The following is a 12,301-nucleotide window of genomic DNA, read 5'->3' as shown; positions in this document are numbered from 1 at the left end:
GCTGAAATCACAGACGAGACCATGTCTGGTGTGCGCAAATCTCATGCTCGCAGCCCTTCACCAGCAGTTTATCCCCCTGCAACGTCATTTGCGGCACGGCGTCTACGTTGATCAGTGGAACCCAGAACTCACCGCCGCCATACTTTCCACTGCCTTCGCTGGCGACATCCCAGAACAGCTTTTTCCCGACGTTTGGCGTTTGGACTTGCTTGCCTGACGCGTCATAGGCCGAAAGGATCTGGCCGCAAAACTTATCTCCACAGGCTGAGATTTTGATGTGTGAGGTCAGGTTCTTTCGATCCGGTTCGGTTTTCCAATCCCCGACGATGGGGTCCGCCGCAGCTGCGACAGGAAGAAAAACCGCAATAGCAAACGGCAGCAATCGTTTTTTCACTCTGGTAACCATGGCAGCAACCTCCTTCGCTCATCGTATCCTACCACATATCGCATTGTGCAAAGAGCCTAGGCCGCCTCTCCGTCTGATTGCTGACGACTCCAAAGTTGAGCATACCGTCCGGATCTTGCCAGCAGTTGATCATGCGTACCCTGTTCGATGATCTCTCCGGCCTCGAGAACCACGATCTGATCCGCCTCGGCTATGGTGCTGAGGCGATGGGCGATGGTGATCACTGTCCGCCCTTTGCCCGCGCGGGCCAGAGCATCCTTGATATCCTGCTCGGTATCCGTATCCAGCGCCGAGGTTGCTTCGTCCAGCAACAGGATCGGTGGGTTTTTCAGCAAGGTACGTGCAATCCCGACGCGCTGTTTTTCACCACCCGAGAGTTTCAGGCCCCGCTCGCCCACCTTGGTATCGTACCCATCCGGTAATAAGGAAATAAAATCGTGAATCTGCGCCGCTTTGGCTGCGGCTTCGACTTCTTCCATGGTGGCACCGTCACGGCCATAGGCGATGTTGTAGCGTATGGTATCGTTGAACAGCACCGTGTCCTGTGGCACGACACCGATGGCGGAATGCAGGCTGGCCTGCATTACGTCGCGAACGTCCTGACCGTCGATCTTCAACGCCCCTTTGGTCACATCATAAAACCGGAACAAGAGCCGCCCGATGGTCGATTTACCCGAACCCGTTGCCCCCACGATGGCCACGGTTTTCCCGGCCGGGACAGTCAGGGACACGCCCTTGAGGATTTCGCGTTCCGGGTCATAGCCGAAATGCACATCCTCAAGCGTGACTTCGCCGCCGTTCACCTTCAGGTTCGGCGCACAGGGCTTGTCTGTAACCTCGGCGGGTTGTTCAAGCAGATCGAACATTTGCCCCATATCGACCAGGGATTGCCGGATTTCCCGATAAACTGTCCCAAGAAAGTTCAATGGCACGGTAATCTGGATCATGTAGGCGTTGACCATGACGAAATCGCCCACCGTCAGGCTGCCGCTCTGCACACCCATTGCGGCCAGAACCATCACACCGATCAATCCGCAGGTGATCAGGAGCGACTGTCCGAAGTTCAGAAATGCCAGCGAATAGGCCGTCTTCAGCGCAGCCCCCGCATACGCCTTCATCGACACGTCATACCGTTCAGCTTCGCGGGTTTCGGCATTGAAATATTTGACAGTTTCGAAGTTCAGCAAGCTGTCGATGGCGCGCTGGTTGGCCTCGGTGTCCTGATCGTTCATCTCACGCCGCAGCTTCACCCGCCATTCTGTCACCGCAAAGGTGAACCAGATATAAAGGCCAATGGTTGCGGCCACGACAACCAGATACCAGACGTCGAAAAGCCACATCAGGATGATGGCGACCAGCAACAGTTCCAGAATAAGCGGCCCGATCGAGAACAGCATAAAGCGCAGCAGAAACTCGACCCCTTTGACGCCCCGTTCGATGATACGGCTCAGCCCGCCGGTGCGTCGGGTGACGTGGTAACGCATCGACAGGTTGTGGATGTGCTGAAACGTCTCGAGCGCAAGCGCCCGCAAGGCTCGCTGACCGACAGGGGCAAAGGCCGCGTCCCGCAATTGCTGAAAGCCCACCGTCATCATCCGCGCCACGCCATAGGCCACGGTCAACCCAACCGCGCCCAGCGCCAGCGGCGGCACGCCCTCGCCCGCCAGTGCGTCAACCGCACCTTTATAAAGGATAGGAGTATAGACCGCGATCAGCTTGGCCAGAACCAGCATTCCCATGGCGAGGACCACGCGGTGTTTTACCCATGGCTCATCTTCGGGCCATAGATAAGGGGTAACCTTGCGGATTGTCCGCCAGCCCGAGCTGCGTTCGTCATCTGACACCATGTCTTGCGAAGTCATAGGAGCTGTGCGTCTCATCACGTGCCTTGTCTGCGGTCAGAGTTAGACCTCTGCCCATAAAAGGCCAGAAGGGCTGATTATTCCGGGATTGTAAAGATTTGCCCGGGATAGATCAGGTCTGGGTCGCGGATCAAGCCACGATTGGCTTCGAACAGCCGCACATAAAGGACACCATCGCCAAATCTATCACGCGAGATGGCCCACAAAGTGTCGCCCTGCTGCACCGTGACAGACCGGATCGAGGGGGTTGCTTGCGGCGTTCCCGTCTGATCCACCTCCGTTGCGGCCTGCAATACGTCAAGCGGTTCACGTTTGAACGGGGTTTCGACCCGGCTGAGGACCGTGCCATCCGTGTTCACGGCGTCAACCCGCAGTGTGTAGACACCAGGGTCAATGTCCTCCAGATCGCTGCGCCAGAATCCATCCTGTTCCGGGGCAAGATCTGCAACCAGACGATTGTTCAGGTACAACCGAATAGCGGCCCCATCCGGAACGCGTCCTGTCAGTTGCACGTCGCCGGTATCAGAATACCCGATCGTATCCAGCGCGACCTGCTCAGGCGGGGTATCCCGCACGATCGGAGGCTGCACCAGTTCAACGCCCTCTTCGCCAGATCGCAGCACGGCGACCTGCTGGTCCTGCTCTGGGGTTTCGTCAGGCAGATCGGCGGTTTCAACTGTCTCAGCCTCGGGCTTGGAAGATTCAGGTACCGAAACTTCTGCTGCGGCACCGGCATCCGGCTGCGTGTCGTCGCCTGTGGCCACCTGCTCCTGCACGTCCTCCGACGTGCTCTGTTCGGCTTCGGGCGTTGTCTCGGCAACAGGTTCTTCTTCGACCGGCTTGGGCAAGGCAGCGATCAAATAGTCGTCGGATTGCGTCGTTTGCGCCCCGTCCGTACTTTGCAAAACAAGCCCCTGTGCGGACTCGCTGAAGGGGATTGTCACAAATTCGGCAAACTGACCGCTGCCATCTACGGTAAAGGAATGCGCGACTTCGCCGTTCAGCAGAACCTCAATCTGGCTGCCGGGTTCTGCGTCACCCGAAAGAAGCGCAGTGCCATCAGTTTCGACAAAAATCTGATCCAAGACCGGAGGCGCGGCTGGCGCGGGCGCACCCTCTTCCTTTTCGGCGTCGGCTGTTTCCGTCTCAACCGGGTCTTCTGCTGTTGCAGGCGCTTCATCTGGCTTGGCGATTTCGGGCTCAGACGGCTCTGCTCCTGAAACCTCTTCCGCCACCGCTGCTTCTTCCGGCACTTCTTCTGCCGGTTCAGAAACAACCGGGGCAGAAGCGGTTTCCTGCGGTGCGCTTGCATCAGGCTCTGGCGCGTTGGTGAAGAATCCGGACAGATACAGGCCCCCCGCAGCCAATATTGCAACAAGACCCGCAATCACTCCCCAGATGAAGTTGCTCGAGCTTCCGTTTCCCGATTTGGCGTACATTATTTTCCTTTCACTCCACCGAGCAAAAGCTTTACGTTCAAAAGCCTTCCGGCGGACAGTTGAGCCAACCTATCAATCCCGCTATCACGGGTCAAAACCTCTGACACAACCCCGGAGCCCCCCTTTGATGTTTCAGAAATCAATCTGTGTGTATTGCGGGTCACGCAATGGAGCCGAGAAGTCTTATTCTGAAACCGCAAGGCAGTTCGGCATGCTACTTGCGCAGGAAAGCTGGCGGCTGGTTTATGGTGCCGGGGATGTGGGTTTGATGGGCGAAGTGGCCCGCGCCGCGCAAAATGCCGGTGGTGAGACCTTTGGCGTCATTCCGGTGCATCTGGTTCAGCGTGAGGTCGGAAAAACGGATCTGACCCATTTCGTGATCACCGAAACAATGCACGAGCGCAAGAAGGTCATGATCATGAACGCCGATGCGGTGGTCGTGTTGCCCGGTGGTCCCGGCTCATTAGACGAATTGTTCGAGGCTCTCACATGGCGCCAGTTGGGATTGCACGACAAGCCCATCGTCGTGGTGAACGTGAATGGATATTGGGATACGTTGCATTCGCTGTTGGATCAGGTGATCGGTCAAGGTTTTGCCGACGCGTCCCTGTCAGACTTTATCACATGGGTTGAAGACGCCGATGCGGCCATGGTCGCCTTGCGTGACAAACTGTACTGACGCTGGAAAACAGTGCGGGCGGAAAATCCGCCCGCCGTATTGATCAAGCCAGTCGGGTCTTGGGTTTCAGGCTTTGGTGCAAAACCTGCTCGACCTTGTGCAAAGGATGATTGGTCAGGGTCTTGTTGACCTCGGCCACGACCTTGCCCAGCACCTCAGTGTGCAACCGGCGCCGCAACAGACCCAGAACATGAGGGCTGGCTACCAGAACCAACCGGTTATACGCCCCTTTCAGCCCCTTGCGATTCAGCAAATTCGCCAGATCCTGCACAAACAAGGATTTTGCATGGGCCTTCCATGTTGGATCTTCTAAAGCGGATTTTTGTTTTGGCCCACCGTCATTCCGGCGACCTGCACGGTCTGACGGCCTTGCGGTCGGACTGTCCTGTTCTTCAACAGCGACGACGACAAGATTGGGGTCGTCTGCATCGGTGATGTTCTCCATCACCAGCGCTTTTTCACCATCTGCAACAATAACCCAAGTTCCCTGTGTAAGTGCGACCATTGCGATCTCCTGTTAAGGTTGTTCTCTGGGTATCCCTCGACCTGCCGGGTATACGGGTTCGTTGGCGCACCTGCGGTGCGCAGCCCGGTCATTTTTGATTTGGTGTGAGGTTCTCTCCCTCCGCCCTACAAAGATGTGTATTGCAGAGTACCAAACAAGATGCGGTTGTACCGAAAACCAGCCCATCGGCAGGTTTTCACCTGCGGGTCATCAACCCTTTAGGCTGACATCTCGATGACGGTGATTTCGGGCGTCACGCCAAAGCGCACCGGCAGGATCGAACATCCGATACCCCCCGACACCACCAGATCGCGCGCTCCTTCGCGCACATGACCATAGGCGTACCTGTTGCCGAATTTCGACGGTACCACGGGCGACCACCCAAACAGACGCACCTGTCCGCCATGAGTATGCCCTGACAGTGTCAAAGCCACCCGGTCGGGCATTTGAGGGAAAATATCGGGCTCATGCGCCATCATCACAACCGGTGCATCATCGGTGATCTGGGCCATGGTTCCTTCCAGATCGTCCAACCCCTGCGTTTTGCCATTGCGCCAGATCGCCAGTTGATCCTCAAGCCCTGCCAGCCAGATGCCAGGGGTCTCGAGTTTCACGGCGGCATTAGACAAAACCGCAATACCGTTCTGTTCAAGAATGTCGGCATAGCGATTGGGCCCTGCTCCACGGCGCTGTGCCGGCTTGTCATCCCACCAATCATGATTGCCCAGCACGGCAAAGACACCATTCTTCGCCTCAAGCCCTGCCAGCACAGGTGCTAGATCCTGCATCTCAACGGTATCAGAGACACCCTTGTGGCTTGCAAAGAAATCGCCCAGCAGCAGGATCACATCAGGTGCCAGCGCGTTGGTACGACGCACAACCTGCCTCACGCGCTCCAATCCAACATAGGGCTCGCCCACATGCAAATCGGACAGCACGGCAATCCTGAGCGGTGGTGCGGTCCAATCGTCCCGCCGCACGCGCCATTTACGCACGCGCAACCGCACTGCGGGTTCGATGAAAAACCCGTAGGCTGACGTGACTAGACCTGCCAGCGTCACCGCCAGCAGGCCCTTTATAAACCGACGTCGGTTCAATTCATTACATCCGCGACGCGACGTTTTCCCAGTTCACCAGGTTGTCGAGGAAGTTCGACAGGTAGGCGGGGCGTTTGTTGCGGAAGTCGATGTAGTACGAGTGCTCCCACACATCGCACCCCAGCAGGGCGGTCTGACCAAAGCACAGCGGGTTCACACCGTTCTCTGTCTTGGTGACAGCCAGCGCGCCGTCTGCGTTCTTGACCAGCCACGCCCAGCCCGAGCCGAACTGACCGGCACCAGCGGCGCTGAACTGCGATTTGAACTCGTCAACCGAGCCAAAGCTCTCGGTCAGCGCCTTTTCCAGTTCACCAGGCATGGCATTGTCGCCGGGGCCCATCATTTCCCAGAACTGGTTGTGGTTCCACAGCTGGCTGATGTTGTTGAAGATACCGTTCTGCGCCACTGCATTTGCGTCGTAGGTGCCAACGATGACCTCTTCCAACGACTTGCCGTCCCATTCGGTGCCAGCGATCAGCTTGTTGCCATTGTCGACATAGGCTTTGTGGTGCAGGTCGTGGTGATATTCCAACGTTTCCGCGGACATACCCTTGGCTGCCAGCGCATCATGTGCATAAGGAAGATCAGGAAGTTCAAAAGCCATGTCGGCCCCCTGTTAAATGAAAGTTGCGGTTCCCAACGGTTAAATGCTGTGGCAGCCGCCGCAGGTCAAGGGGCGAGACAATAAAACCCGGAGGTCCGCGATGCTGACACAGGTGCGCAAGATGTTCTACCGTGCCCGCGGCTACTATGAAGGCACCCTGAACGGAGAGCCATTTCGCCTAGACCCCTACCATTCGAAATTCTGGCGTAAAGCCTCTGCTGGCGCTTGGGAACCCGAAACCTTTGCGGTGTTGGATCAGTTCCTGTCTCTGGAAAGCGATTATCTGGACATCGGGGCATGGATCGGCCCCACCGTCCTTTACGGCGCTCGCAAGGCGCGTCACGTGTGGTGTTTTGAACCTGACCCCACCGCGTACAGGCATCTGGCCTGGAATCTGGATCTGAATGATATTCAGAATGTCTCGGCCTTTGGCGTCGCCCTGTCCGACAAATTTGGCGTAGCCCGCATCGCGTCTGTTCGGGGCGAGCCGGGGGACTCCACCAGTTCGCTTCTGCATGACGGGGCGCATGGGTCTGATGCGTTGACTATTGCGTGGGATCAGTTCTCGGCCGCAAACGATCTTTCCCGCGTGTCACTGGTCAAGATGGACATCGAAGGGGCGGAATACACGGTTCTACCGACACTGGTGCCCTGGCTAAAAGAACATCGCCCTGCGCTCTACCTTTCGACACATGCCGGTTTGCTGGACCCGAAAGTCCGAAAAGACCGCATGGATCAGATCGCAAATCTTCTTTCATTCTATTCAGAGTGTCAATCAAGCGGCCAACCCGCTGCCGGGTTCGAAGGTTTGACCAACGAAACGGCCCTGTCCGGCTTCGAAACGTTTTTGCTGAAGGGCTAAGAGTTACACTTAGCCCGACAACACCAAGACGATTTAATACAGGCTGCCAGATGCGATTGGTTTACACGCGCCTTTTCCAAAAGGACGTGTCGATACATTTGATTGTGGGAAACTGACCCGCATTTTTAAAGCGTTACTTTTGGGATCGAGCGTTGCGGTGTAGGCGACCCTATAGTTACCCGTCGCCTGCGCAGGTAACGTTACGCGCCACGACAGGCGGTACTCTCCTTTTCGTGTCTTTTTGAACTGCGCATCAATTGGAGTTTCAACATCAATATTATTCAGCTCGTTCGAATACCGAATTGCCCCGTCATAGGCCCTTGAGAGACCATTATCCGCGTCAACACTCAAGATCACCGTGGACGGAATCCAACCCCGGTCCTGTGTGCTGTGTAGGTCGCAATCATAGCTTTTCACTTCCGCCTGCACCGCAGTTGCGAACAGGCCAAAAGCCAAGAAAAGAGACGCTAATTTCATTTAAACTACCTCGTTCCAATGTCTTTCCATCGTCACCTTGAAACCCTCGCCCTGCTCTCTCGCGTAAGAAGAACGTGTACGAGTTGAATTGTTTGAAGGGGTGATGGTGTTTTTCGTAAAACCGCCGCTGCGAATAACAGAGCTTTGCCAGGGAAAATCGATCCAAATACCTAAGAACTTTAATTCTTTATTCGTACTCAACCTTTTGAACCTAAAACTTTTTTTGCTCCTAAAGCGAATTTACAGAACCACTTTCCCCAAATGAATGCAAATCGATTATGCCCAGGACCACAGGTGCAACTAACCGCAAGAAAACCGACTTGATTGCCTTTCCACAAAAAAACCGCCCACGAGACGCGGGCGGCTCTAATCTACGATGCTGATTCAATGGTTAGTAAACGCCAACCTCACTGCCTGGCTGCGCTGCAACCTTGAGCAGTTTAAAAACGTAATCGGCCGCCGACCGGAAGCAGACAACACGGAAGGTTTCGGCGTCGTCCATCCAGAACGCCCCCGCCACCTGCGCCAGACGCGAGCGGCGGATTTGGCCGGGTTGGAATGCCTCTGCCGATAGTTCAACCGGAGCGACTTTGCCCAGGACCTCACGCGCGCTGGCACCCGAGATACTGAAAACCGCGCGCGCATCCGAGACGTTGACCGCCAGAGCATGAGTACCGCTGAGCGCGTTGGTCATTGCGGCCAATTTGGCCTCAACCTCGGCGTATGGCACCAGCACCAGCAATTCGTCGGTAGACATCCAGCAGACTCCGGTGTCGCCCTTGACCAGTGCCTCTCGCTGACCGGGCACTTTCTGCCCGGTGGCGTCCTTGATGGCCTTGGCCAGAACCTTGTCGGACAAATCACCGCGCAGAGTGATCATGCCTTGCAGGCCGCATTCCGTGACCTTGGCGATGCCGTCATAGCTGGCGTGGTTCAGTGCGCTGATGGGTTCAGACATTCTGCTTCTCCCCGTCCTTGTCGAAGAAGATCGGGTCCACGATCTTGGCTTTGTAGGTTTTACCATCGGTGCCCGGGAACTCGACAATCTCGCCCATGCGATCTGGTCCATGCTTGATCAGGCCCATAGCGATGCCTTTGCCCAGATTGGCCGAGTAATAAGTCGAGGTCACACGCCCGATCATGTTGCGCTGACCGTTGGCGTTGACGCCTTCACCCACCGCATAAGCACCGTCGGGAATAACAGATCCATCCACAGTCTCGAGCCCGACCAGTTTCCAGCGCTCGGGATCGGCCATGTGGCTGCGCGAATGGGCGCGTTTGCCGAGGTAGTCCTCTTTCTTTTTCGACAGCGCCCAGTGCAGCCCCAGATCCTGCGGAATGACCGTGCCGTCGGTCTCATCGCCGATCATGATAAAGCCCTTCTCGGCCCGCAGGATGTGCAGACATTCGGTGCCATATGGCATCACGCCGAACTCTTTGCCTGCCTCGATCAAAGCATCCCAGAACGCCTGACCCTGAGACGCAGGGACGGCGATCTCATAGGACAACTCGCCCGAGAACGAGATGCGATAAGCACGGCAATCGAACGCGCCGATCTTGCCATCGCGCCATTCCATGAAGGGCAGCGCCTCACGGCTGACATCCATGCCGCCCAGTTTCTCCAGCACCTTGCGGGCGTTGGGGCCGACCACAGCGACTTGCGCATATTGCTCGGTCACGTTGGCGACGTAGACTTTCCAGTCCCACCATTCGGTCTGCAACCATTCTTCCATGTGACCATGGATGCGCTCGGCCCCGCCGGTGGTGGTGTGGCACAGCCACGTGTCTTCGTCGATCCGGGCGACAACGCCGTCGTCGATCAGGAATCCATTCTCGGAACACATCAGGCCATAGCGGCATTTGCCGACCTTCAGCGTGGACATCATGTTGGTGTACATCATGTCCAGAAACTTGCCAGCATCAGGCCCTTTGACGATCAGCTTTCCCAGCGTCGAGGCATCCAGCAGGCCCAGGTTCTCACGCGTGTTCTTCACCTCGCGATTGACCGCGTCATGCACGGATTCACCGGGACGGACATAGGCATAAGTCCGGCGCCAGTGACCGACCGGTTCCCAATCAGCGCCATTCTTGTCGTGCCAGTTGTGCATCGGAGTCTGACGGATTGGCTGGAATACATCACCGCGCGCTTCGCCACCGATCGCACCCATAGAGATGGGAGTGTACGGCGGGCGGAACGTGGTTGTACCGACCTTCGGGATTTCAGATTCAAGTGCGTCAGCAAGGATCGCCAAGCCGTTGATGTTGCTCAACTTACCCTGATCCGTCGCCATACCAAGCGTGGTATAGCGTTTGGTGTGCTCTACGCTCTCGTAACCCTCACGTGCAGCCAGTTGAACGTCGGACACTTTGACGTCGTTCTGGAAGTCCAGCCAGGACTTCATACGCAGTTGCACCTCGGCATTGGCGGGCATCAGCCAAACTGCTTCCATCGGTGCTTCGACGGTTGTTTCACCAGCTGGTGCCTTGGTGTTCTTGGGCTTGAAGCCTGCCGCCTTGGCGGCAGCCTTACCTGCGGCGTGGGCGTCAGTCAGGACGTCTTCCAACGCCAGAGGGCCGTTAGACGCGCCTGCGGCAACGACAAACCCCTCTCCGTTCGCACCCAAAGGCGGACGAGACGGGTCGGGACGGAAATGAGCATTCGCGTCGTCCCAAATCAGCTTGCCGCCGCAATGGGACCACATGTGCACCACCGGTGACCAGCCGCCGGACATGGCGACCGCATCTGCCTCAACCTCTTCACGCGCACCGCCGACGCCTTCTTGATTACAGATTGCAACCTTTTTGACGCGCTTGCCGCCTTTGACTTTCGCAATGGCTTTGCCCGGATCGACGCGGATACCCAACTGACGCGCTTCTTCAGCCAAAGGCCCAGCCGTTGCCCGAGCGTCAACAATACGCAAAACATCCACACCCGCCTGTTTCAAGGTGATCGCGGTGCGGTAAGCGTCATCATTGTTGGTGGCGACGATGACCCGATCCCCCGGAATCACCCCCCAGTTCACAACATAGTCGCGCATGGCCGAAGCCAGCATCACGCCAGGAACATCGTTTCCAGCAAAGGACAAAGGCCTTTCGATTGCGCCTGTTGCAGTTACAACTTGTTTGGCACGAATTCGCCACAAGCGATGGCGCGGGCCTTGCACGCCCGGCGTGTGGTCGGTCAGACGCTCGTAACCCAGCACATAACCATGGTCATAAACACCCGCGCCCATGCAGCGTGCGCGCATAGTAACGCTGCCCATTGTTTCGAGTTCGGAAACCAATTGCTCCACGAACTTATCCACAGGCTCACCATCAACGGTGCCACCGTCAACCGGAGCGCGACCACCCCAATGCGCAGTCTGCTCGATCAGCAGGACCTTGGCACCCGATTGCGCCGCAGCCTTGGCGGCCAGCAGACCGGCCACACCGCCGCCGATCACCAAGACATCGGTGAAGGCATAAAAATGTTCATAGGTATCCGCATCACTGCCGTCCTTGTCGGGCGCTTTGCCCAGACCGGCAGACTGGCGGATGATCGGTTCGTAAACGTGTTTCCAAAACGGTTTGGGATGGATGAACGTCTTGTAGTAGAAGCCAGCCGGCAGGAACCGCGCGAACGCCGTGTTCACCGCACCAATGTCGAACTCGAGGTTCGGCCAGTGGTTCTGCGAGATCGCGGTCAGACCGTTGAAGACCTCGGTCGTGGTGGCACGCTGGTTCGGTTCGAACCGGTTGCCCTGTCCCAGACCGACCAGTGCGTTCGGCTCTTCCGCACCGCTGGCGACAACGCCGCGGGGCCGGTGATACTTGAACGACCGGCCCATCATCATCTGATCGTTGGCCAGCAGAGCAGAAGCGAGCGTATCGCCTTCGTACCCCTGCATTGAGGTGCCGTTGAACGTAAACGTGACCTTTTTCGACCGGTCAATCAGCCGGCCTTGTTTTGCGAGACGGGTGCTCATGGTGCGGACCTTTCGCAGGTGGAGGCGTCAGTGCCTCCGACGGGAGCATTTTGGAAAAGGTGAATCATGCCGAGAAATTTCTCCACGACCACCCGGGGCGTTTGGCGGCAATGGTGTCCTTGATTTCTTGCGGCGGCTCGGCGACTTGCGCGGAATAGGTGCCAAACACTTCGAGCGTTTGCGTGCAGCGTGCGGCATGGAACCACTTGCCGCAGCCATTAGCATGGCGCCAGCGTTCGAAATGAACGCCCCTTGGGTTTTCGCGCATGAACAGGTAGTCGTGGAATTCGCCATCCGATGAACCGGGACCGAAACGCTTCAGATGCGCTTCGCCACCAGCGGCCAGTTCGGTTTCTTCGGCATCAACGCCACAATATGGGCAGTTCAGGATCAGCATATCGTCAT

At 57.0% G+C, this 12,301-nt stretch carries 12 protein-coding genes; 2 read left to right on the top strand and 10 right to left on the bottom strand.

Annotation, left to right across the window (positions count from 1 at the left end):
* Window positions 1–7: 7 nt before the first annotated feature.
* From AC2FJZ_RS06770 to AC2FJZ_RS06760, 3 genes are all read right to left on the bottom strand, one after another.
* Complete coding sequence (locus AC2FJZ_RS06770; protein WP_496776669.1) at window positions 8–406, bottom strand: DUF2147 domain-containing protein; 399 nt, start codon at window positions 404–406, stop codon at window positions 8–10.
* 56 nt (window positions 407–462) lie between these two features.
* Window positions 463–2,268: an ABCB family ABC transporter ATP-binding protein/permease gene (locus tag AC2FJZ_RS06765; protein WP_216597657.1), complete on the bottom strand. Its 1,806-nt coding sequence runs from the start codon at window positions 2,266–2,268 to the stop codon at window positions 463–465.
* Window positions 2,269–2,345: 77 nt separating this feature from the next.
* A complete protein-coding gene (locus tag AC2FJZ_RS06760) occupies window positions 2,346–3,707 on the bottom strand; it encodes a LysM peptidoglycan-binding domain-containing protein (RefSeq protein WP_496776668.1) in 1,362 nt (453 codons plus the stop codon).
* A gap of 127 nt (window positions 3,708–3,834) precedes the next feature.
* Between AC2FJZ_RS06760 and AC2FJZ_RS06755 the strand changes: the two genes are divergently transcribed.
* Window positions 3,835–4,386, top strand: coding sequence for an LOG family protein (locus tag AC2FJZ_RS06755; RefSeq protein WP_496669190.1), 552 nt, complete (start codon window positions 3,835–3,837; stop codon window positions 4,384–4,386).
* Between the two features lie 43 nt (window positions 4,387–4,429).
* Here AC2FJZ_RS06755 and AC2FJZ_RS06750 read toward each other — a convergent pair whose 3' ends face one another.
* The 3 genes from AC2FJZ_RS06750 to AC2FJZ_RS06740 all read right to left on the bottom strand — a co-directional run bounded on the left by AC2FJZ_RS06750 (window position 4,430) and on the right by AC2FJZ_RS06740 (window position 6,592).
* The gene (locus AC2FJZ_RS06750; RefSeq protein ID WP_496776666.1) at window positions 4,430–4,891 is read right to left on the bottom strand and encodes a baeRF12 domain-containing protein; all 462 of its coding nucleotides are present in this window, start codon (window positions 4,889–4,891) and stop codon (window positions 4,430–4,432) included.
* A 218-nt stretch (window positions 4,892–5,109) separates the two neighbouring features.
* Window positions 5,110–5,988: a metallophosphoesterase gene (locus AC2FJZ_RS06745; RefSeq protein ID WP_496669194.1), complete on the bottom strand. Its 879-nt coding sequence runs from the start codon at window positions 5,986–5,988 to the stop codon at window positions 5,110–5,112.
* 4 nt (window positions 5,989–5,992) lie between these two features.
* On the bottom strand, window positions 5,993–6,592 hold the full coding sequence (locus tag AC2FJZ_RS06740) for a superoxide dismutase (RefSeq protein ID WP_496776665.1): 600 nt from the start codon (window positions 6,590–6,592) through the stop codon (window positions 5,993–5,995).
* Between the two features lie 100 nt (window positions 6,593–6,692).
* On the opposite strand from AC2FJZ_RS06740, the gene AC2FJZ_RS06735 reads away from it, so the two are divergent.
* Entirely contained in the window at window positions 6,693–7,454 is a 762-nt protein-coding gene (locus tag AC2FJZ_RS06735) for an FkbM family methyltransferase (RefSeq protein WP_496776664.1), read from the top strand.
* Between the two features lie 33 nt (window positions 7,455–7,487).
* Here the strand turns inward: AC2FJZ_RS06735 and AC2FJZ_RS06730 are convergent, their stop codons facing one another.
* From AC2FJZ_RS06730 to AC2FJZ_RS06715, 4 genes are all read right to left on the bottom strand, one after another.
* Window positions 7,488–7,931: a hypothetical protein gene (locus AC2FJZ_RS06730; RefSeq protein WP_496776662.1), complete on the bottom strand. Its 444-nt coding sequence runs from the start codon at window positions 7,929–7,931 to the stop codon at window positions 7,488–7,490.
* Between the two features lie 391 nt (window positions 7,932–8,322).
* Window positions 8,323–8,889, bottom strand: coding sequence for a sarcosine oxidase subunit gamma (locus AC2FJZ_RS06725; protein WP_496669202.1), 567 nt, complete (start codon window positions 8,887–8,889; stop codon window positions 8,323–8,325).
* A complete protein-coding gene (locus AC2FJZ_RS06720; protein WP_496776661.1) occupies window positions 8,882–11,896 on the bottom strand; it encodes a sarcosine oxidase subunit alpha family protein in 3,015 nt (1,004 codons plus the stop codon). The genes AC2FJZ_RS06725 and AC2FJZ_RS06720 overlap by 8 nt, the downstream gene beginning before the upstream one ends.
* A 64-nt stretch (window positions 11,897–11,960) precedes the next feature.
* On the bottom strand, window positions 11,961–12,293 hold the full coding sequence (locus AC2FJZ_RS06715) for a sarcosine oxidase subunit delta (RefSeq protein WP_496776660.1): 333 nt from the start codon (window positions 12,291–12,293) through the stop codon (window positions 11,961–11,963).
* Window positions 12,294–12,301 lie beyond the last annotated feature (8 nt).

It is taken from the genome of Ruegeria sp. CDSA079, assembly GCF_059612245.1.
The sequence above is the reverse complement of the archived record's forward strand: the minus strand, read 5'-3'. Positions and strand labels throughout refer to the sequence as shown.